Genomic DNA, 21181 nt, shown 5'->3' with positions numbered 1-21181 from the left:
CTGGAGGTAGTGCGCGACAGACGGTCGTCCAGAGGCGGAGGGGCCGTAATCAGCGGCGCGGCATCAGCCCGGCAATGTGCTGGTCCCAGGAGACGCCCTCGCGGTGGCCGGCAAAACGCCCGTCATAGGAGGAGACGGCGAGGCCCTGCGGCGCGGCGGCGATGCCGGCGGCGTTCGTGACGCTTTCCTCGCGCAGCACGCTGCCGGTTCCTGCATCGAGCACGACGAAGCGTCCGCCATTCGGCGAGGTGAGGCCGACAAGACCCTCGCGCCGGTTGACGGCGATGGCGCCGACATAGTTGGCCAGCCCGATGGTGGTCTCCTCCGGCAGGGAGAGGAAGGTCAGGTCCTCGCCCTTTCCGAAATGGCCGACGAGCGGCGGCAGGTCGTTGCGCGGCCCCTCGTACTGGCAGGCAAACCAGATGCGGCCCTTGTCGTCGAGATCGATATGGCGGGTAGAAAGCTGGCGGAGTTTCTCAGGCAGCGTGTGGCGCTCGATCAGCGCCCCGGTCGCAGCGTCGATGAGCGCGAGCGACGGCTCCATATGGTCGAGGTTGAGCTTGGTGCGGCCGAAATCCGGGTGGGTCTCGATGCCGCCATTGGCGGCGATCAGCAGGCTGCCGTCGTCGCTGACGGAGAGGTCGTGCGTACCGATGCCGTAGGTGGGATATTCGCCGATGCGGCGGTAGCCGTCGTGGGCATCATAGAGGCCGATCACGCCGTGGTTGGCGTCGAAATCGTTCTCGCTGGCATAGAGCAGTCTTCCATCCGGCGAAAAGCAGCCGTGGCCGAAGAAATGCCGGTCCTCGGCAGCGGCGATCGTTATGGGCTCCGCCTTGCCGCTGCGGTCGATCACCAGCGCAAAAGTGCCTGGGCGCCGGGCGAAGGCGACGAGGTGGCCGGTTGCCGGCGAAAAGGCCATGCCGTGGCTTCGGGCGGGCAAGGGAGTGCGGTCGATGATCGTGCCGTCTTCGGCAAGAACCGCGATGCCGAAACGGCCATTTCTGTCCCGGTAGCCGGAAGCGAAGACGGCATCGGTGCGGGTAAGCGCAAAGGCCTGGCGCGCGCTGAGCGTCGCGACCCAGGCCGCACCCGCCATGCGCAGGAAGGCGCGCCGGTCGACAAGCGCGCTATGGCCGCCCGTCGCCGTCATCAATCGCCGTCCGAGAAGGAGAAGCCCGAGCCGAGACCGATGGCGCCGCCATAGCCGCCGTCGAGACTGACGATCAGGTCGCGCGTGTTGACGAGAAGAAAGTTGATCTTCTGCTGTTCCGCCGGTGTGGAAACGGCCTTCTCCATGTCGGGGTCGATCGTCGGGGCGATGCGGTGGAGCGAGTTCAGCACGAACTCGATATTGCCGTTGATCGACGCGACGTTGGGATCGACGAGGTCCGCCATGCCGGACTTGTCGAACAGCGTTTTCAGGCCGTCGATATTGGCGGTGATCGATGTCCAGGTGTTGCCGGAGCGCCAGAACACCGCCGATTTCGGGCGGGCGATGCCGCCATTGCGATAGAAGGTTTCGATGCGCTGGTCACGCACCGCCTCCGCGCCGTGCACGAGAATGCCGAGCAGCGCGGTCATTGCTTCCTTGGCGGTGCGGAACACCGGGTTCTGCGGGCCGGGATGTTTCCAGTCCCGCTGCACGTCATCCGGCGCGTCCCAGGCCGCGACCAGCTGGCCGGCCGTCGTCTCGATATGGGTGGCGACGGCGGCGGCATAGCGGCAGCGGAAACCGTCCGGGGTATTCATCAGCGTTTCGGAGCCGGTGCCGTAGAGGGCGAACTCGATGGCGCCAAACCCCTGGATGGCGACGCTCTTGCCACCCATCGTTTCGGCCTTCGTATCCGCTTCGTCCTGCTTCTGGAGCAGCGCCTGCACCTGTTTCAGGCCGGTGCCCTTGCGGTCAGGGTAAAACAGGATGCGCTCGAAGCGGTTGTCCTCGATGACAGGACCGATGCGCACGATCTCGATGTGTCCCCAGTCGGTCACCGCCTGGCGGAAGGCGTCATCGACCGCTTTCCGGCCATCCTCGGATGGGACCTTGCAGAAAGCGGCGGTCGTCTCGGCAAGTGCGCCGGCGGAGGCCTGGAAGGCGCGGTAGCCGGGGCGGATGACGTCGTCGACGGCGCGCGTCATGATGCCGGTGACGATCTCGTCGGTCAGCTCCGGCAGCACCGGCGCGCCACCCTCCTGCGCGGCGGCCGGCAGACTGGCCGTGAGCAGCAGGCCGGCTGCGAGGAGAGTTCCGAAACGGTGGAAGGTTGGTCGCCGGGTCAGCATCAGAGACTCTCCAGGAAGGTCAGAAGGGCGTCGCGGTCTTGTTTTTCCAGGGCAGTGAAGCGGTCGCGCGCAGCCTTGGCCTCGCCGCCGTGCCAGAGGATGGCCTCGGTGAGGTTGCGGGCGCGTCCATCATGCAGGAAGAACGTATGGCCGTTGACGGTTTTTGTAAGGCCGATACCCCAGAGCGGCGGCGTGCGCCACTCCCGGCCGCTCGCCACGCCGACCGCCTGCCCGTCGGCAAGGCCTTCGCCCATGTCGTGCAGCAGGAAATCGGAATAGGGCCAGATGAGCTGGAAGGCATGGGCCTTGTTTTCGGCGTCACGGCGGGTCACGAATTTCGGTTGATGACAGCTCACGCAGCCCGTCTCGTAGAAGACGCGCTTGCCCGCCAGCGTCTCGGCAAAACTCGCCTTGCGGCGCGCCGGCACGGCGAGGTTTTCCGCGTAGAAGGTTACGAGATCCATGATCGGCGGCGGCGCTTCCACGTCGCCGAGCCGTTTCTGCACGCCGTCCGGCCGCTCCAGGCAGACGGCCTGTGCGGGCATGCAGTCGCCCTGGTGCAGCGGCACCTCCGGTGTCGAGATGCCGATGTCGAAGGCGAAGGCGTCGGCGCTCTGCTGGCGCACCGTGGCGGACTGCGCCTTCCAGCCGAACCGGCCCAGCGTCTGCTTGCCGGTTTTCGGGTCGATGGCGATCGCGGCCTTGCCGCTGATCCCGTCTTCATCCGCATCGTCCGGGTCGGCGAGCGCCAGGATATCCGCCGCGTGGATCGCCTGGACGAGACCAAGGCCGAGCATGGGCTGGGTAACGCGCGGCGAGAGCGTGGTCGCCGCATCGAGGTCGCCATAGGCGAGATCGACAACGGAATAACTCGGCCGGCGCAGGCTGACGACCTCGCCACCGGCAAGCGTCACCTGCTCTTCCGTGTAGGTGATGACCATTCGGCCTTCGGCCTTGAGGCCGGGCACGGCGAGATCCTGAAGCTGGCGGCCGTAGACGGGGTCCGGCAGGCTCATCTCGCTGAAAGTCTTCAGCGCTGCCTCTTCCTCCGGCGTCGTCGCGGGCCGCGCCAGGCGCAGGAACATGGAGCTTGCCTCGGCCGACCCCTCCGGCGGATGGCCGCGGCCGTCCTTGATGTGGCAGGTCTGGCAGGAGCGTGCATTGTAGAGCGGCCCCAGGCCGTCCGAGGCCTGCGTGGAGGAGGGCGAAGAGACCCAGAGCTTCTGGAACAGCGCGTTGCCGAGCTTGAACGTCTCTTCCTCGGCGAAGGTGAGGTTGTCCGAAAAATGCGAAAAACTGTTCACGTCGGTCGACGCAAGCGAGGTCGCGGCCCCGCCGGACATGGCCTCGTATTGTTCGGCGGCGGAGAAATCCGTCGTTAGCCGCGTCACGGTAGCGACGCGTTTGCGGTCCTTTTCCGAAAGATCGTCGCGCCCGCCATCAGCGGAATGGGCGCCAATAACAAAAACGCCCGCCGCGACAAAGACCGCGGCAGAAACCGCGAGCAGGCGACGGGCAGGGCGTTCTGTCATGCGTGAAATCGGGCCGCCATCTTGGGAGAGGCGGCCCGCCTTCTATCATTGGAAGACAGCGTTAGGATTATCCAGGCTGTCGGAGCCTTCAAGCTCGATCTTGCCGATGTCCAGCGACCCGATGACGCGTTCGATGGTCTTCGTCTGGTCGATCAGGCTGTCGACGGCGGTCTGCACCACCTTGTTGCCTTCCGCATTGCCTTCACCGATCATCTGGTCATAGGCTTCGCCGCCTTCCGCACGGTCGACCAGCGCCTTGAAGGCGGCATGGCTGGCGTCGAGCTTGCCCTTCATCTCGGTGTCGAGTGCGGCGTCCTTTTCCGCAACCAGCTCCGAAAGCGACGGGCCGGTCAGCTTCGAACCGTCCGGACGGGTATATTCGCCCGTATAGACGGTCTGGATGCCGACGACGTCGTAGTAGTGCGAGTTGTGCGTGTTGTCGGAGAAGCAATCGTGCTCTTCTTCCGGATCGTGCAGCAACAGGCCGAGCTTCATGCGCTCGCCGGCCAGTTCGCCGTAGGAGAGCGAGCCCATGCCGGTCAGCATGGCGGTGATGCCGGCCTTCGGATCGGCGGTGACGTTCTTGGTGGCGTCGCCATCCGCGGCCCAGGCCTTCACCATCTCTTCGAGATCGGTGACGAGCAGCGAGGAGGCGGCCTTCAGATAGGCGCCGCGGCGGTCGCAATTGCCGTTGGTGCAATTGGCCTTGTCGTAGTCGGAAGCCTGGCGGTTGCCGGCGCCTTTGCCGGTGCCGTTCAGGTCCTGGCCCCACAGCAGGAACTCGATGGCATGGTAGCCAGTGGCGACGTTCGCCTCGACTTCGCCGGCCTCATGCAACTCCTGCAGCACAGCCGGCGTGATCGTCGTCGCGTCGATCGTCTTGCCGGCGATCTCCAGCTTCGGGTTGGCGATGACATTGCCGACGAACAGCGCGTTCTCGTCGCTTTCCGTGCCGTAGCTCGGGTCGACATAGTCGATCAGGCCTTCGTCAAGCGGCCAGGCGTTGACCTTGCCTTCCCAGTCGTCGACGAGCGGGTTGCCGAAGCGATAGGCTTCCGTCTGCTGATAGGGCACGCGCGACTTCAGCCACGCCTCGCGCGCTGCCTTCAGTGTTGCGTCGCTCGGCTTAGCAATGAGGGCATCGACCGCCGCATCGAGCGCCTTGGCGGCATCGAGCGAGTCGGAGAATTTGGCATGGGCGATTTCGGCATAGTGCTTGACGATCGCAGCCGGATCGGCCGCCGCATGGGCGGAGCCGATGGCGAGGCTTGACGCCGCCGCAGCAAGCGCAAAGGCGACCGCGCGAAGAGTGGAAGTGGTCATGACGTCTCCTGGTGTCCTGTTTGGCGTGTCCCCCCGACACCGGACGTCGCGGCTTGCTCGACAGCAGGCCGTTGCCCGGATGGCCCGGCAGACCGCCGGGCTCGGGATTATTCAGGCGTTATTGTCATGGACCAAATAAAAACTGGTGTCAAAGTGTATAGTTTAGAACGATTTCAAGCTGTTCTGCCCGTTTTGACAGAGCGCAAACGCCTCAGGCCTTGCGACCCATGGCGCAGAAGAAGAAACCGTCCGTATCGGTGGATGCCGGGGTCAGCGTGACGGTCTTTCCATCGCGCGACCAAGGCTGCGGCTTGTCCGCGCCGAACAGCTTCTGCCACGTATCGGTGACGGGCAGGATCTCGAAATCTGGATTGGCCGCACAGAAGCCGTGCACTTGGTCCTCGTTCTCCTGCGGCAGGATGGAACAGGTGACGTAGAGCAGGGAACCGCCCGGCCGCACGAAGGCGCTGGCATTGGCGAGCGCTTCCTGCTGCTGGACGATGCGTTCCTCGAGGTTCTTCTCGGTGAGGCGCCACTTGGTGTCCGGGCGTCGGCGCCAAGTGCCGGTACCCGTGCAGGGCGCGTCGACCAGCACGCGGTCGAACCGGCCCTTGAGCGACGAGAGGCTGGAAATGTCCTCGTGGACCTGGACGTTGCGGGTGCCCGCGCGCTTCAGCCGCTCGATGATCGGCGCGAGGCGCTTGCGGTCGGTGTCGTAGGCGTGCACCTGGCCCTTGTTGTGCATCGCGGCCGCCATGGCGAGCGTCTTGCCGCCGCCGCCGGCACAGAAGTCGAGAACCTGGTCGCCATCCTGCGGGAAGACGAGATCTGCGACGATCTGCGAGCCCTCGTCCTGCACCTCGAACCAGCCCTTCTGGAAGGCGAGGTCGGCGGTGACGTTCGGCAGGCGCGACGGGCCTTCGCCGGCGGGAATGCGCACACCCTGGCGGGCGATGGGGGAGGCGACGGCGGCGTTGCGTTCCAGCGCCTTCAGCACCTTGTCGCGGCCGGCCTTCAGCGTGTTGGCCCTGAGGTCCAGCGTCGGCCGTCCGGCCAGCGCCTTGGCTTCGGCCAGCCACGCATCGGCAAAATTCGTCTCGAAGGCAGACTGGATCCATTCCGGGATATCGCCCTGCACATGCGGGGCCGCCTCATCGAGGCTGCGGGTGCGGAAGGCCGCGAGCTTTTCTTCGGAAAGCGTTTCCGGGGCGAAGCGATCACCGTCGAATTCCGCAGCCAGTGCCTCGGGGGCGAGGTCCCACTGGCGCAGCAGCACCGCGTAGCCGAGGGCGGTAGGGCTGTCATCGTTCATCAGGAAGGCGTGCGACAGTTTCATGCGCAACGCGTCGTAGACGATATTGCCGATCGCGGCGCGGTCGCCGGACCCGGCGAAGCGATGGGACAGGCCCCAGTCCTTGAGCGCATCGGCGACGGGACGCCGCCGCGTCTCGATATCCGTCAGAACCTCGATGGCTCCCGAGAGCCGCCCACCCAATCGCATCCGCTTACTCCATTTTGCGTCGTGGTAGCGGCGGAACGCGCCGAGGGCAAGCGGGAGTGCGCAGATTCAAGGTTTGATCAGCCGATGACTTCGAAACAGATCTTGGCGTGGCCGGAGCGGATCATGCCGATGTTGGAAGCGGCGGCCTTGGAAAGATCGAGCACGCGGCCGCGGATGAACGGGCCACGATCGTTGATGCGCACCACGACGCTCTTGCCGTTGTTGGCGTTGGTGACCTTCACCTTGGTGCCGAAGCGCAGGCTGCGATGGGCGGCCGTCATCAGGTTCGGATTCATCCGCTCACCGGAGGCCGTGCGCGAATGCAGCGCATACCACGAGGCACGACCGCAACCAGCGGCTTGAGCATCAGAAAAAGCAACGAAGGTGGAGGAGGTGACGACGAGAGAAGCGAGCGCGAGGCTGGAGAGCTTGGACAGCATGTCTAGGATGACCCTTACGGCGAGTTGTGAAAATCCCCTTTGATGCTTGCCCTATGATGAAGCAAAAGTGGCAAAAGCGTGCCTCAACCCGCCACAATTCTGTCGAACGGCGTTCCGATATACAGTCCATCGCCCACGATGGATTTTTAATCTTTGTTAAGATGACAGGAAAAGGTCTTCTGAATCAGTCGCTAAACTGTATCGACTGTCGAACTGGAATGCCGATGAGGCATTCGTGCAAATTTTCAGAAAAAACTTCCAATATTAGCAATTACTGCGCAGGAATTCGGCGGCAAAAATAGGGCAGATAAATTTCAGGTTGTATTAAACAACAAAAGGGGCCGTTGCCTGCCCCGCCCCGTCAGCCCCGCCACCGCCCGGACGCGTGCAATTCTGCGAGCGACTGGCGGTAGTTCGAAAAGCGGAAGTCGAAGCCTGCAGCCCGCAGTTTCGCGTTCGAGACGCGTTTGTTCTCGCCATAGAAAGACCTGGCCATGGGAGAAAGTTCCGCCGTCTCGAAAGCAATGTCCGGCGGCGTCGGCAGGCCCATCAGGCGGGCGGCTTCCGCCACCACATCCTGCGGCGGGCCGGGCTCGTCGTCGGTGATGTTCCAGACGCCGCCGAGATGCTTTTGTGCAAGGAACAGCGCCGAGCCGCCGATATCCTCGACGCGGATGCGGTTGAACACCTGGTCCGGCTTGATGAGGCGGCGCGCCGTGCCATCCTCCATGTTGCGCAGCGCATTGCGCCCCGGCCCATAGATGCCGGCAAGACGCAGTACGGCGACGGGCAGGCCTGATGCCTCTCCGGAGGCGAGCCAATGGTTTTCCGCTTCGACCCGCTCGACGGAGCGGGCGGAGACCGGGTTCAGCACCGTGTCCTCGTTCACCCATCCACCCTTGTGGTCGCCGTAGACGCCGACGGTGGAGAGATAACCGGCCCATTCGAGCTTCGGCATCAGGGTGGAGAGTGCGGGGCTCTCGGTGCGGAAGAGCGGATCACCATCCTTGCCGGGAGCGATCGACTGAACGAGATGGGTGGCGCGCGCCATGTCGGCAGCCAGCGCCTCGGAGATCGCGCCGCCGTCATAGAGGATCGGTTCGACGCCGAGGGCGCGAAGTGCCTCGGCTTTCTCGGCGGACCGTGTGGTGCCGGCGACGGAAAAGCCGGCATCCCGAAAGGTTTCGCCGATGGCCTTGCCGGAAAAGCCGGCACCGAGGATCAGGAGGTGTTTCATAGACAGTCTGCCTTCGCTCTCTCATATTCCGCACGCACGTCGTCGTCGGCGTCCTCCACCCTTCCTGCCGCAAATTGCCGGAATTCGGAAGGTGTCATCAGGCGGGAAAGCGCCCATGCGGCCATGCCCCGCACCACGGGCGCGGTGTCGTCGGCAAGGCGCGTACATTGCGCAATCAGGCTGCGGTCGCCGGAATTGCCGGCGGCGATCAGCGTGTTGCGCACGAAGCGGTCGCGGCCGATGCGTTTGACGGGCGAGCCGGAGAAATGGGCGCGGAAGCCGGGATCGTCGAGCATCAAAAGGTCGGCAATGGCCGGCGCCTTCAGCTCTTCGCGGGCAACGAGCTTCATTTCGGAGGCGCTGGCTGCGAACTTGTTCCAGGGGCAGGCGGCGAGGCAGTCGTCGCAGCCATAGATGCGGTTGCCGATTTTTGTCCGAAATTCCGGCTCGATCGGCCCCTTGTGCTCGATGGTGAGGTAGGAGATGCAGCGCCGGGCATCGAGCTTGTAGGGCGCCGGGAAAGCCTGTGTCGGGCAGGCGTCCAGGCAGGCGCGGCAGGAGCCGCAATGATCGCGCTCCGGCTCGTCGCGGAAGAGATCGGCCGTGGTGAAGAGGCTGCCGAGGAAGAGCCAGGAGCCATGCGTGCGGCTGACGAGATTGGTGTGTTTGCCCTGCCAGCCGAGGCCTGCCGCGGCGGCGAGCGGCTTTTCCATGACGGGTGCCGTATCGACGAAGACCTTGACATCCGCTCCGCCACGCGCGGCAAAACGCGTCGCCACTTCCTTGAGCTTGCCCTTGATGATGTCGTGATAGTCGCGGTTCTGTGCGTAGACGGAAATCGCCGCCCGGTCGGGCATGGCGAGCACGGCGCGTGGATCGTGCTCGGGGCCATAATTCATGCCGAACAGCACGACGGAGCGCACATCGCTCCACAGCACCCGCGGATCGGCGCGACGGGCTTCCGTCTCGGCCATCCAGTCCATCGTGCCGTGATAGCCGGCAGCAAGGAAGTCGGCGAGACGCGGCGGCGCTTCCGGGATCGAGTCGGGGCCGGTGATGCGACAGAGGTCGAACCCCTTGTCCGCGGCTTCCGCCTTCACAAAATCGGTCAGGCGGCGCCGGATCCTCTCGTCGCCCGACATTGTCTTGTCCTCAGAAATCCAGGTCCGCGTAATGCGAGACCGGCGTGACGCCGCGCACGCGCTCTGCGAGCAGCGGGCGGAAGGAGGGGCGGGATTTCAGCCGCTGGTACCAGTCCTTGGCCTGCGGCGCGTCCGCCCAGTTGATCTCGCCCATATAGTCGAGCACCGAGATCATGGCGGCGGCAGCGAGGTCGGCATAGCTCAGGCGGTCGCCGGCGAGATAGGTGCGCGAGCCGGCAAGCCAGGAGAGATATTTCATATGCTGGCGGATGTTGGCGCGCGAGTTGCGGAGAATCTTGCTGTCCGGCGCGCCGCCACCCTGGTCCGGCGTCATCTGGAGCTTGAAGATGCGCTCGCGCACCAGCGGGCGCGTGACGTCCTGTTCCATCTTCTGCAGGAACCATTCCGTCAGACGGCGGATTTCCGCGCGCTGGAAGGGGTCCTCCGCAAGCAGCCGGCGATCGCGCTTCAGCACGCCGTGCGTCTCGTCGAGATATTCGGAGATGATGCTCGCGCCACAGAGCGCACGCATGCTGTCATCGACATAGACAGGCAGCGTTCCGGCCGGATTGAGGGCCAGGAAATCGCGGCGGTTTTCCCACGGCGCCTCCTCGGCAAGCTCCGTCTGGAAGCCGTATTCCGAAAGGATCAGGCGGACGAAGCGTGACGCGGACGACATCGGATGATGATAGAGTGTGGGCATGAACGCTGCTTTTACTCGTCTTGCGGAAGGGGCGATGCCGGGCCTGCCGCTTCATGCGGAACTGATTTGGCGACGGCTGATTTGACGAACCTATAGAAATTTGGTGGTACAAACACAAGCGAATCGGGCTTTTTGCCGTAAGCCTGCTTCACTTTCATGCCTTCCTTTCCCAGTCTCAAGGAACTTTCATGGCAGATCAATCGATTGTCAGTGCCCTCATTCTCGGTCTCATCGAGGGCCTGACCGAATTCATACCAGTGTCCTCCACCGGACACATCCTGCTTGCCGGGCACTTTCTCGGCTTCAAATCACCGGGCAATACCTTTGCCGTGCTGATCCAGCTCGGCGCCATCCTGGCGATCCTCTCCGTCTATGCGGCAAAGCTGCTGCGTATCGCCTTCGCGCTGCCGTCGAGCCCCGAAGCCCGGCGTTTCGTGCTGAGCGTGCTCATCGCCTTCCTGCCGGCGGCGGTCATCGGCGCGATCGCGCATGATTTCATCAAGACGGTGCTGTTCGAGACGCCGATGCTCATCTGTATCGTGCTGATCATCGGCGGCGTCATTCTCTACGTGATCGATCAGCTGCCGCTGACGCCGCGTTATACGGATGCGATGACCTACCCGCCGTCACTCGCCTTTAAGATCGGCCTGTGCCAGTGCCTGGCGATGATTCCCGGCACCTCCCGCTCGGGTGCCACCATCGCCGGCGCCCTGCTGATGGGCACCGACAAGCGTTCGGCGGCGGAATTCTCGTTCTTCCTCGCCATGCCGACCATGGTCGGCGCCTTCACGCTCGATCTCTACAAGAACCGCGATGCACTCTCGTCGGACGACCTGCTGGTGATCGGCGTCGGCTTTGCCGCTGCCTTCGTGGCTGGTCTGTTCGTCGTGCGCAAGCTGCTCGACTTCGTGTCGCGCCGCGGCTTCACGCTGTTTGCGATCTGGCGAATCGTTGTGGGAACGCTGGGCCTGATCGGCCTGCTGGTCTTTGGTTGAGAAGCAATTCCAGGAAAAGTGCGTAGCGGTTTTCCGTTCGGAATTGCGTCAAACAAAGAATCAATTCGGCCGGTCTCAGGACCGGCCGGCGCTTACTTGACCGATGCGGTCGTGCACGGGTCGACGCCGTAGGCCGGCGAGCAGCCGTGCTTGCCGGCGGAGACCGTCGAGGGCGCGGCAAAGGATCCGGCCACGATGATCAGAGCCGAAAATCCGAAGAAGATTGCAATTGCCTTGCCCATGGGCGGGAAGCCTCTCAAAGTCCTGAAAATACGCCGCAGAACTGTCATTCAGTACAACGCGACGGGGGCGGTGTTTATTCGCTGGCCCGAAGACAAGCAATATCGCGACATGCTGAATCTCGGGTAAATGCCGCAACGCATTTTTTAACCGCTGCATAAGTGCAACAGAGCGCTTAAAGCGCTTTCAGAAAACAAAGCGGCCGCCGCGGGAAATACCCCTGCGGCGGCCGTTCCGATTCCCGAAAAACGCCTATTAGGCCGTCTTGTCGATGCGGGTGAACTGGCCCTGCTGGCGGTAGCGCACGAGGTAGCTCGGCAGGATCGCTTCAACGAGGATCGGTTCGATGCCGATGGCTTCGAGCGTGCGGCCTTCGCTGCGGGCAGCATCGGAAACCACATTGTCCGAGCGCAGCAGCGTCACCTGATCGGAGGTGAGCGGCGGCGCGATGAACGGCACCAGCGAGGCGATGGAGCCGATCAGCGAAGCAATGCCGAATGGCAGGGACACAAGCGGCTTCTTGCGGTCGACCACGCGCAGCATCAGCTCGAGACACTGGCGGAAGGTCAGCACTTCCGGGCCGCCGAGTTCGTAGATGCGGCCGCGTTCGATGGTGCCATCCACAGAACGGGCAACCGCTTCCGCGACGTCGGCGACATAGACCGGCTGGAACTTGGTGTGGCCGCCGCCGATCAGCGGCAAAGCCGGCGCATAGCGGGCCATGGTGGCGAACTTGTTGAAGAAGCCGTCCTCTGGACCGAAGACGATGGAGGGGCGCAGGATGACGGCGTCCGGCACCGTGCGCAGCACGGCGGCCTCACCGCGGCCCTTGGTGCGGGCGTAGGAGGACTGCGACTTTTCGTCGGCGCCGATCGCGGAAATGTGGGTCAGCTTGGCACCGGCCGCACGGGCAGCCTCGGCGACTGCGCGGGCGCCAAAATCCTGAACCGCATCAAAGCTGTTGCGACCGCTCTCGAAGAGCACGCCGACACAGTTGATGACATGGTCGGAGCCTTCGACGGCGCGGTCGACCGACTGGCGGTAGCGCAGGTTCGCCTGGACGAAGGAAATCTGGCCGACGCCGCCGATCGGCTGGAGGAAGCCGGCGAGATCCGGGCGCCGCACGGCAACGCGGATGCGATAGCCGCGGCGCGCCAGCGCGCGCACCACATGACGCCCGACGAAGCCCGAGCCGCCGAAGACGGTGACGAGCGGCGGAAGGTTGGACAAGGTCATGTGGCTGCTCCTGGAGAGTAGGAAAGGTAGGTAGGGCCTACATAGCCCAAAGTGCTGACAAGGTGAAGCGCGGCGAAGCGTCTCTCCGGCCGGGTTTTATGAAGGTTTTGAGCCCGGCGATCAGAGGCCTTCGACGACCACCATTTCCGCATCCGCCACTTCCTGGCGGATGGCGGCGGCGATCTGGTATTCCGGCGAGTTGTAACAGTCGACGGCGGCCTGCAAGGAGGGGAATTCGATGATCACGTTGCGGGCGCGCACGCGGCCTTCCAGCTGCGCATAGGCGCCGCCGCGGGCGACGAAGCTTGCGCCGAACTTCTCGAAGGCCGGCTTGGCGGCGGCGACATAGTCCTTATAGCGCTCGGGGTCGCGCACGTCGACCTGTGCAATCCAGTAGCCCTTCGGCATGTCTCTCTCCGTCTTTTGTTGTCAAAGCGCCGCCGGGATTCCCCCTCATCCGCCTGCCGGCCCCTTCTCCCCGCTGGGGAGAAGGGGACATCGCAGACGTCTCGTTTCCCTTCTCCCCAGCGGGGAGAAGGTGGCCCAAGGCCGGATGAGGGGGGTAACCCGTATCTCTCCGTTATTTCACGCCGTCAGCGCGCCGTCCATCTCGGCGAGGATGGCCTTGGTCGCCGCAAGCGGATCGGCGGCGTTCACGATGGGGCGGGCGACGACGAGGTGGCTGGAGCCGGCCTTCAAGGCGTCGGCCGGCGTCATCACGCGCTTCTGGTCGCCGAGTTCCGCGCCGGCGGGGCGGATGCCGGGGGTGACGATTGCCATGTCCGCACCGACGATCTTCCGCACGGCCTTGGCTTCTTCGGCGGAGCAGACGACGCCGCCCATGCCGGCGATGCGCGCCTGTTCGGCGCGGCGCAACACCAGTGTATGCGGGTCATATTCGTAGCCGGCGTCGATGACGTCCTTGGCATCCATGGAGGTGAGAACCGTCACGCCGAGCAGACAGAGGTCGGAGCCCTTGGCAGCGGACACGGCGGCGGCCATGGCCTTGGGGTAAGCGTGCAGGGTCAGCATGGACATGCCCATCTTGACGATGTTTTCCACGCCCTTCGCCACCGTGTTGTCGATGTCGAGCAGCTTCATGTCGAGGAAGACTTTCTTGCCGTCTTTGGCAAGGTCGCGGGCGAACTCCAGGCCGCCGGCGAAGACCAGCTGGTAGCCGATCTTGTAGAAAAGGGCGGTACTGCCGAGCGTCCGGACCACCTTTTCCGCCTCCGCGATGGTTGGAACATCGAGGCCAACGATCAGGCGGTCGCGCGCGGACATGGTCAAATCCCTTTCCAAAACTCCATTGGCGTCCAGTCGCATGTGACGGCACGGTCTGCAAGCCGGAAAGCGAAAAGATTACCGCCCCCCGCCGGCTGGTCGCCATCCCTGTGGATCGGTTTGCCCTTGAGGTGGCATTTCAGCAATGTGCCGACGCCGCCATGGCCGACAAAGGCGACGGGGATTTTGGGATCGTGGTCGGCCAATGCCCGCTCGACGGCCGAGATGATGCGCGCCTGCGCATCCACCGCCCGCTCCCAGCCGCGAAAACTCTGTTCCGGATGGGCGAAAAACCAGTCGGCCGCCTCCTCGAAGGCGTCGGGCCGCAGGAAGCCGGTGGCGGAGCGGTCGTTTTCGCCCATGGCATGGTCGGTTTCGATGGCGAGACGGCCGGCGGCCAGGATGTCCGCCGTCTCGATCGCCTTGCGCTCGGTGCTCGCCACGAAACGGCCGATCTGGCGGGACCAGTCGGATGAAGCGGCAAGCAGGGCGCGCTCGCGCCCGCGCTCTGACAGGCCCCAGTCGGGCACGGGAACGGCCGGGTCGATCAGCACCTGCGGATGGGTGATGTAGAGCGCGAACATGGCCGTGCCTCAGTGGGTGCGGCGGTAGGTCCAGAGCTGCGCCGGCGGAATGTTGCGCACGACGAAGTCGAGATGCGTGATCTGGTAGCGATCCGGCATGGCGACGACGGGGGAAAGCGGGCCGTAGGAGATTTGCACGACCGGGCGGCCGACGGGAATGCGCGACAGCAGGTCCTCGATCAGCGACACGCGCCTGTGCATCGGGAAATTGAGGAGCGGCACGGCGGAAACAACGCTGTCGAACGTCGCATCGCGCATCGCGCCAAGCGTCTTGTCGAGGTCGAAGGCATCGCCATTGATGAAGTTCACGCCATCGAAGCGCTCGACGAGGTGGTTATAAAAGTCCGTCGAGAATTCGATCGAGGTCAGTTTTTCCGGGGCAAGGCCGGTCGCGAGGATCGCCTTGGTGATGACGCCGGTGCCCGGGCCGAGTTCCAGCACCGGAAGGCCGGAGTTGGGGTTGACGACGCTCGCCATGCGGCGCGCGGTGATCGAGGACGTGGGAATGATCGAGCCGACGGCCCGCGTGTTGCTCATCCAGCCCTTGAAGAAGCGGATTTCGTCGTCGAACTTTTTGCCCAGCCGTTCCTTGACCTTCACACGCAACGTCATGCCATTCCCCTTCATGGTGCATTCGCTAGGTCGGCAGCGGGGTTCATTCCCGTCCAGTTCGTCCGGCCATGGGCAAATATGTGACGCGGTTTGCGTCAAAAGCAAGTCTGATTGCGCCGTCGCCCCAAGTTTCCTCGGGCGGCGGCGCTTACGCAAAAAAGAACCCGCCGGATGGCCGGCGGGTTCCACAACGGTTTCCCGATGTCGAGACCGCAGGCCTAGACGCGCATCGGCATGAGCACGTAGAGGGCGTCGTCGCCGGCGAGATCGCGCACCAGCGTCGGCGAACCCGGATCGGCCAGCATGAAGACGGCTTCCGTGCCGGAGAGCTGCGAGGTGATGTCGAGCAGGTATTTGGCGTTAAAGCCGATTTCCAGCGGATCGCTGTCGTAGCCGACGGCCAGTTCTTCCGTGGCGCTGCCCGAATCCGGGTTGTTGACGGTCAGCGTCAGCTGGCCTTCGCCCAGCGCCAGCTTCACGGCACGGCCGCGTTCGGAGGAAATGGTGGAAACGCGGTCGACGGCCTGTGCGAAGGACTGGCAATCGATCTTCAGTTCCTTGTCGTTGCCGGTCGGGATCACGCGCTGGTAATCCGGGAAGGTACCGTCGATCAGCTTGGAGGTCAGAACGATCGAGCCGATGGTGAAACGGATCTTGGCGTCCGACACTTCGACGGTGACGACGAGGTCCGGATTGTCGACCAGCTTCTGGAGCTCGCCGACCGTCTTGCGCGGAATGATGATGCCCGGCATGCCCTCGGAGCCCGACGGGGCCTCGACATCGGCGCGCGCGAGGCGGTGGCCATCGGTGGCGACGGCGCGCAGCTTGAGCTGGCCGTTGCTCTCGATCGTGTGGATGAAGATGCCGTTGAGGTAATAGCGGGTCTCTTCCGTCGAGATCGCGAACTGCGTGCGATCGATCAGCATTTTCAGATCCGTCGCCTTGAGGCGGAACGTGTGCGAAAAACTGCCGGCGGTGAGGTCCGGGAAGTCGGACTGCGGCAGGCATTGCAGCGAGAATTTCGAGCGGCCGGACGTCACCGTCATGGCCGAGCCGTCTGCATTGGTGGCCAGCGCCACCTCCGAGCCGTCGGAAAGCTTGCGGACGATGTCGTAGAGGAGATGCGCCGGAACGGTGGTCGCACCGGCCTGCTCGACCTGTGCGGGCGTCGCTTCCGTGATCTCGAGGTCGAGGTCGGTCGCCTTCATGTCGAGGCTCGCGCCATCCGAGCGCAGCAGCACGTTCGAGAGGATCGGGATCGTGTTGCGCCGTTCGACCACGCGATGAACGTGGTTCAGCGACTTCAGAAGATTGGACCGCTCGAGAGTAATGCGCATGAACTGTACCGCTTTCGACCGCTAGTGCGCCGGAGACCGGCGCGGCATTGCCTTGGAATTCCGGTTGTGCCGGAAGGATGTGGACGGGCAAAATGGCAGAAACTGGTCGAACATTGCAAGTGCTAACGGCGCTGGACACGCGATACTCACCGGTCGCACCTTGCGAGGGCATGCCTGCTCGCCCATAAGGAGAGAAAAGTGCTGCCCTTCAACGGCCGGAAAGGTGACGGATATGCGGGACGAGGCTGTGGCGAGCGGAGCGGGCGAAAACGCGAAAAGCTTTCGCCTGCACAATGCCGTGATCCCGGCCCGCCCGATGGAGCCGGCGCTCTATCTGGTCGCCACCCCCATCGGCAATCTCTCCGACATCACGCTGCGCGCGCTGGAAACGCTGGCCGGCGCCGATGTGCTTGCCTGCGAGGATACCCGCGTCACCCGCGTGCTGCTCGACCGCTACGGCATCGTCAACCGGCCCTATGCCTATCATGAGCACAATGCTGACGAGGCCGGTCCCCGCCTCATCGCGGCGCTCGAAGCGGGGAAATCCGTGGCGCTCGTGTCGGATGCCGGCACGCCGCTCGTCTCCGACCCCGGTTATCGCCTCGCGCTGCTCGCCATCGCGGCCGGCCACCGCGTGGTGCCGATCCCCGGCGCCTCCGCGCCGCTTGCCGCCCTCGTCGGCTCCGGCCTGCCGAACGACGCCTTCTTTTTCGCCGGCTTCCTGCCGACCAAGGACAAGGCGAAGCGCGACCGCCTCGCCGAACTTGCGAGTGTTCCGGCAACGCTGCTGTTCTTTGAATCGCCACATCGCATTGCGGCAACGGTCGCTGCGGCGGCCGATGTATTGGGCGAGGCGCGCGTCGCCTGCGTCTGCCGCGAACTGACCAAGACATTCGAGGAATTCCGCCGCGGCCCGCTCGGTGATCTCGCCGTCTTTTATGGTGACGGTCACACGGTGAAGGGCGAGATCGTCTTTGTCATCGCCCCGCCGGGCGAGGCGGCAGCCCCCGAGGCGGCGGATGTCGACCGGCTGCTTTCGGCGCTCGTCAAGGACATGTCGGCCGGCAAGGCCGCGACGGAAGCGGCGCGCCAGACCGGCCTGCCGCGTCGGGATCTCTACCAGCGCCTGATCGACCTGAAGGGCGGCGATGCGGGATAGGGCGGCGGATCCGAACCGGCTCAAGGCCTTCCGCCGCGGACACGTTTCCGAATACATCGCTGCACTGTATCTGATGGCCAAGGGCTACCGCATCCGCGCCATCCGCTATCGCACCAAGCTTGGCGAGATCGACATCATCGCCCGGCGCGGTGATCTCATCGTCTGCGTGGAAGTGAAAGCGCGCCGCGATGTCGACAGCGCCGTTTTCGCCGTTACCGGAACGACCCAGAACCGCATTCGCGCGGCGAGCGAACTCTGGCTTTCGCGCCAGCCGGACGGTCATCGCCTGTCGTTACGGTATGATATTGTCGCGGTGCGGCCCTGGCGGCTTCCAAAACACCTTGTGGATGCGTTTTGATCAAAAAGAAAATGTAACGAAACTGACATGAAAGCGTAACGCGCCCGTCATGGTCGCCCCTTAGTGCACCCCTCACACCAAATCCGGTGAAGAGGAGCAACCCATGTTCAAGCCGCTTTCCCTCGCAGGTTTCGCACTCGCCATCTCCGCCACGACGTCGATGGCCGCCACCAACATCACCTGGTGGCACGGCATGGCCGGCCGCAACGGCGAAGTGATCAACGAAGTCGCGCAGAAGTTCAACGCCGCCCAGTCGACCTGCGCCATCACGCCGGTTTCCAAGGGCACCTACGAGGAAGCGCTGGCTTCGGGCATCGCGGCTTTCCGTTCGGGCGAGCAGCCGAACATCCTGCAGGTGTTCGACGCCGGTGCGGCGACGATCATCAACGCGCCGGGCGCCGTCATCCCCGCTGAAGACCTGATCACCCAGGCCGGCTACACCTTCGACCGCGAAGCCTTCATCGAGGGCGTGCGCTACTTCTACGCCGCCCCGGATGGCAAGTTCGTCGGCATGCCGTTCAACTCCTCGGCCCCGATCATGTACGTGAACACCGAAGCCCTCGAAAAAGCCGGCGTCGAAGCCCCGAAGACCTGGGAAGAGTTCGAGGCTGTCGCGCCGAAGCTCAAGGAAGCCGGCTACCTGCCGCTCGTCCAGTCGCAGCTGACCTGGCAGTTCACCGAAAACTTCTTCTCGCGCCACAACATCCAGTTCGCGACGAACAACAACGGTTACGACTCGGTCGTCGACACCAAGATCAACATGACGGACCCGAACCTCGTCATGATGTTCACCAAGCTCAAGGCCTGGGCTGACGAAGGCTACTTCGGCTACTACGGCGCCGGCTGGAACGACAACCAGAAGCTCTTCGAAGAAGGCAAGGCCGCCTTCTGGATCGGCTCCTCGGGTTCGTTCGGCGGCCTCCAGAAGACCGCGCAGAAGCCGTTCTCGGCAACCTTCCTGCCCTACTGGAACAGCATCGAGGGTGCCGGCACCAACACCTTCATCGGCGGCGCTGCTCTCTTCGCCATGTCCGGCAAGCCGGAAGCTGAAAACAAGTGCACGGCCGACTTCTTCCAGTTCCTGACCTCGCCGGAAATCCAGAAGTTCTACCACCAGGCAACCGGCTACGTCGCCATCACCAAGGCTGCCTATGAACTCGCGAAGTCCGAAGGCTACTACAAGGAGAAGCCGGCAGCCGAAGTCGGCATCCAGCAGCTCATGCTGAAGTCGGGCGACTGGTCGAAGGGTTACCGCCTCGGCTTCTACCCGCAGATCCGCGAAATCATGGAACGCGAATACGGCCGCATCTTCGCCGGTGAAACGACTGTCGAAGAAGCCCTGAAGACGATCGAGACCGAAGCGAACGAACTGCTCGCCCGCTTTGCCAAGACCGCCGGCTGATACTGCCATCCGCTGAAATTCGTGCCGGGGGCGTCCTGCTCCCGGCACGCCGCTATGAAGGTGGCTCCATGAAGCGCGTGCAATTCTCCTCGCCCTATCTGCCCTATCTCTTTATCGCGCCGCAGATGGCGATCATCTTCGTGTTCTTCTACTGGCCCTCCGTGCAGGCGATCCAGTCGTCCTTCTATCTCGAAGACCCGTTCGGTTTCGGCTCCACCTTCGTGGGCCTTTCCAACTATGCCGATGCGCTGGGCTCCGTGCAGTACCAGGCAATCGCCCGTTTTACGGTGGTCTTCACGGTGCTGGTGACCTTCCTGTCGCTGGGCATCGGCATGCTGCTCGCCGTCAAGGCTGACGCGGTGCTGAAGGGAAGTTCGACCTACAAGACACTGCTGATCTGGGTCTACGCCATCGCCCCGCCGGTCGCCGGCTTGATGGGCATGATGTTCTTCGACCAGCATATCGGCCCGCTGGTGAAGCTCGCCGGCTTCTTCGGCTGGGACATGAAGGTCGGCCTCAACTACAACGACACCGCGATCGCCATGATCATCGTGTCGGTCTGGAAGCAGATCCCCTACAATTTCATTTTCATTCTCTCAGGGCTCCAGAGCATCCCCGTCTCCGTGCGCGAAGCCGCCGCCATCGACTGCCGCTCCGGCGTCCGCCGCTTCTGGACGATGACGCTGCCGCTGCTTGCCCCCACCGCCTTCTTCCTGCTCATCATCAACATGACCTATTCGCTGTTCGACACGTTCGGCGTCATCGACGTGATGGTGAAGGACAAGGCGGCCAACAACCCGATCACGCTCGTCTACAAGGTCTATATGGACGGCTTCCGCGGCAACGACCTCGGTGGCTCCTCGGCCCAGTCCGTCATCCTGATGATCGTCGTCTTCGTGCTCACCATCTTCCAGTTCCGCTTCATCGAGCGGCGCGTCCATTACAATTGAGAGGGCGCCCGCCATGAACCGCATCCGTTTCTTCGATCACTTCGTCCTCATGCTCGGCGTCTTCATCATGGTGGCGCCGGTCGTGGTCGCCTTCATGACCTCGACCCACGACGCGGTCGACATCCACCGCAACGGCGTCTTCCTCTCCTGGGGCGACCATTTCACCGAGACCTACAACACCGTGTTGACGCGCAAGGGTGGCTTCACCGGCGAAATCACTGGCACCCGCATGATCCTCAATTCGCTGATCCTTGGCATCGGTTTTGCCGCGGGCAAGATCGTGCTGTCGATGCTGGCGGCCTATGCGATCGTCTATTTCCGCTTCAAGTTCGGCACGCTGTTCTTCTGGATGATTTTTACGACGCTGCTCCTGCCGCTCGAAGTGCGCATCGTGCCGTCTTACGAGGTGATGACCAAGCTTGGGCTGACCAACACCTATACCGGTCTCATCGTCCCGCTGCTCGCATCCGCCACCGGCACCTTCTTCTTCCGCCAGTTCTTCAAGTCGGTACCCGAGGAACTGCTGGAGGCTGCGCGCATCGATGGCGCCGGGCCGATCAAGTTCTTCTTCGACATTCTGGTGCCGCTCTCGCGCACCATGATCGCGGCGATCTTCATCATCATGTTCGTCTATGGCTGGAACCAGTATCTCTGGCCGACGCTGATGACCACAGATGAGCGCTTCTTCACGCTGGTGCGCGGCATCAAGCAGATCCTGCTCGTCTGGGTCGGCTCCAACATCCCCGATTACAACGAGGCCTTTGCGCTGGCGATCCTCGCCATGCTGCCGCCCGTGATGATCGTGCTGATCTTCCAGCGCTGGTTCATCAAGGGCCTCACCGAAAGCGACAAGTAAGGAACCT

The 21181-nt window shown here is 63.7% G+C and carries 23 protein-coding genes; 7 read left to right on the top strand and 16 right to left on the bottom strand.

Going from position 1 to position 21181, the window contains the following annotated elements; translation table 11 throughout:
- Nucleotides 1-49 precede the first annotated feature (49 nt).
- From BSY16_RS14195 to BSY16_RS32455, 10 genes are all read right to left on the bottom strand, one after another.
- A complete protein-coding gene (locus tag BSY16_RS14195) occupies nt 50-1153 on the bottom strand; it encodes a DUF1513 domain-containing protein (RefSeq protein WP_069060261.1) in 1104 nt (367 codons plus the stop codon).
- The gene (locus tag BSY16_RS14190) at nt 1153-2283 is read right to left on the bottom strand and encodes an imelysin family protein (RefSeq protein ID WP_069060260.1); all 1131 of its coding nucleotides are present in this window, start codon (nt 2281-2283) and stop codon (nt 1153-1155) included. The genes BSY16_RS14195 and BSY16_RS14190 overlap by 1 nt, the downstream gene beginning before the upstream one ends.
- The gene (locus BSY16_RS14185; protein WP_069060259.1) at nt 2283-3815 is read right to left on the bottom strand and encodes a di-heme oxidoreductase family protein; all 1533 of its coding nucleotides are present in this window, start codon (nt 3813-3815) and stop codon (nt 2283-2285) included. Before BSY16_RS14185 ends, BSY16_RS14190 begins: the two co-directional genes overlap by 1 nt.
- A 45-nt stretch (nt 3816-3860) precedes the next feature.
- Nucleotides 3861-5138, bottom strand: coding sequence for an imelysin family protein (locus tag BSY16_RS14180; RefSeq protein ID WP_069060258.1), 1278 nt, complete (start codon nt 5136-5138; stop codon nt 3861-3863).
- 211 nt (nt 5139-5349) lie between these two features.
- Nucleotides 5350-6639: an RsmB/NOP family class I SAM-dependent RNA methyltransferase gene (locus tag BSY16_RS14175; protein ID WP_069060257.1), complete on the bottom strand. Its 1290-nt coding sequence runs from the start codon at nt 6637-6639 to the stop codon at nt 5350-5352.
- Nucleotides 6640-6716: 77 nt separating this feature from the next.
- Entirely contained in the window at nt 6717-7079 is a 363-nt protein-coding gene (locus BSY16_RS14170) for a septal ring lytic transglycosylase RlpA family protein (protein ID WP_069060256.1), read from the bottom strand.
- Nucleotides 7080-7440: 361 nt separating this feature from the next.
- Nucleotides 7441-8316, bottom strand: a complete 876-nt coding sequence (locus BSY16_RS14165) for an SDR family oxidoreductase (RefSeq protein ID WP_069060255.1) — start codon at nt 8314-8316, stop codon at nt 7441-7443.
- Nucleotides 8313-9458, bottom strand: a complete 1146-nt coding sequence (gene queG / locus BSY16_RS14160; RefSeq protein ID WP_069060254.1) for a tRNA epoxyqueuosine(34) reductase QueG — start codon at nt 9456-9458, stop codon at nt 8313-8315. The genes BSY16_RS14165 and queG overlap by 4 nt, the downstream gene beginning before the upstream one ends.
- 10 nt (nt 9459-9468) lie before the next feature.
- Nucleotides 9469-10161, bottom strand: a complete 693-nt coding sequence (locus tag BSY16_RS14155) for a glutathione S-transferase family protein (protein WP_069060253.1) — start codon at nt 10159-10161, stop codon at nt 9469-9471.
- 11 nt (nt 10162-10172) lie between these two features.
- Nucleotides 10173-10319 (bottom strand): hypothetical protein, encoded by a 147-nt coding sequence (locus tag BSY16_RS32455; protein ID WP_160857823.1) that lies wholly within the window; start codon nt 10317-10319, stop codon nt 10173-10175.
- Nucleotides 10320-10349: 30 nt separating this feature from the next.
- Between BSY16_RS32455 and BSY16_RS14150 the strand changes: the two genes are divergently transcribed.
- Nucleotides 10350-11156: an undecaprenyl-diphosphate phosphatase gene (locus tag BSY16_RS14150; protein WP_069060252.1), complete on the top strand. Its 807-nt coding sequence runs from the start codon at nt 10350-10352 to the stop codon at nt 11154-11156.
- Nucleotides 11157-11306: 150 nt separating this feature from the next.
- The gene (locus BSY16_RS32450; protein WP_171902419.1) at nt 11307-11525 is read left to right on the top strand and encodes a hypothetical protein; all 219 of its coding nucleotides are present in this window, start codon (nt 11307-11309) and stop codon (nt 11523-11525) included.
- 126 nt (nt 11526-11651) lie between these two features.
- Here BSY16_RS32450 and BSY16_RS14145 read toward each other — a convergent pair whose 3' ends face one another.
- The 6 genes from BSY16_RS14145 to dnaN all read right to left on the bottom strand — a co-directional run bounded on the left by BSY16_RS14145 (nt 11652) and on the right by dnaN (nt 16449).
- Nucleotides 11652-12632 (bottom strand): complex I NDUFA9 subunit family protein, encoded by a 981-nt coding sequence (locus tag BSY16_RS14145; protein WP_069060251.1) that lies wholly within the window; start codon nt 12630-12632, stop codon nt 11652-11654.
- 120 nt (nt 12633-12752) lie between these two features.
- Entirely contained in the window at nt 12753-13040 is a 288-nt protein-coding gene (locus BSY16_RS14140) for a DUF1330 domain-containing protein (RefSeq protein WP_069060250.1), read from the bottom strand.
- A 177-nt stretch (nt 13041-13217) separates the two neighbouring features.
- On the bottom strand, nt 13218-13916 hold the full coding sequence (gene pyrF / locus BSY16_RS14135; RefSeq protein ID WP_069060249.1) for an orotidine-5'-phosphate decarboxylase: 699 nt from the start codon (nt 13914-13916) through the stop codon (nt 13218-13220).
- Between the two features lie 2 nt (nt 13917-13918).
- Nucleotides 13919-14500: a histidine phosphatase family protein gene (locus BSY16_RS14130; RefSeq protein ID WP_069060248.1), complete on the bottom strand. Its 582-nt coding sequence runs from the start codon at nt 14498-14500 to the stop codon at nt 13919-13921.
- Nucleotides 14501-14509: 9 nt separating this feature from the next.
- Nucleotides 14510-15112: a phospholipid N-methyltransferase PmtA gene (gene pmtA / locus BSY16_RS14125; protein WP_069060247.1), complete on the bottom strand. Its 603-nt coding sequence runs from the start codon at nt 15110-15112 to the stop codon at nt 14510-14512.
- A 218-nt stretch (nt 15113-15330) separates the two neighbouring features.
- A complete protein-coding gene (gene dnaN, locus BSY16_RS14120; RefSeq protein WP_069060246.1) occupies nt 15331-16449 on the bottom strand; it encodes a DNA polymerase III subunit beta in 1119 nt (372 codons plus the stop codon).
- 232 nt (nt 16450-16681) lie between these two features.
- On the opposite strand from dnaN, the gene rsmI reads away from it, so the two are divergent.
- The 5 genes from rsmI (at nt 16682) to ugpE (ending at nt 21174) form a co-directional block, all read left to right on the top strand.
- Nucleotides 16682-17608 carry a 16S rRNA (cytidine(1402)-2'-O)-methyltransferase gene (rsmI, locus tag BSY16_RS14115; protein ID WP_069060245.1) on the top strand — a complete coding sequence of 309 codons (927 nt, stop codon included), beginning with the start codon at nt 16682-16684 and terminating at the stop codon, nt 17606-17608.
- On the top strand, nt 17598-17966 hold the full coding sequence (locus BSY16_RS14110) for a YraN family protein (RefSeq protein WP_069060244.1): 369 nt from the start codon (nt 17598-17600) through the stop codon (nt 17964-17966). The genes rsmI and BSY16_RS14110 overlap by 11 nt, the downstream gene beginning before the upstream one ends.
- Before the next feature lie 103 nt (nt 17967-18069).
- Nucleotides 18070-19368, top strand: coding sequence for an extracellular solute-binding protein (locus BSY16_RS14105; RefSeq protein ID WP_069060243.1), 1299 nt, complete (start codon nt 18070-18072; stop codon nt 19366-19368).
- 17 nt (nt 19369-19385) lie between these two features.
- Nucleotides 19386-20318 (top strand): ABC transporter permease subunit, encoded by a 933-nt coding sequence (locus tag BSY16_RS14100; protein ID WP_493102941.1) that lies wholly within the window; start codon nt 19386-19388, stop codon nt 20316-20318.
- Nucleotides 20319-20331: 13 nt separating this feature from the next.
- Entirely contained in the window at nt 20332-21174 is an 843-nt protein-coding gene (ugpE, locus tag BSY16_RS14095; RefSeq protein WP_069060241.1) for a sn-glycerol-3-phosphate ABC transporter permease UgpE, read from the top strand.
- Nucleotides 21175-21181 lie beyond the last annotated feature (7 nt).

It is taken from the genome of Sinorhizobium sp. RAC02, from assembly GCF_001713395.1.
Lineage (GTDB): Bacteria > Pseudomonadota > Alphaproteobacteria > Rhizobiales > Rhizobiaceae > Shinella.
The sequence above is the reverse complement of the archived record's forward strand: the minus strand, read 5'-3'. Positions and strand labels throughout refer to the sequence as shown.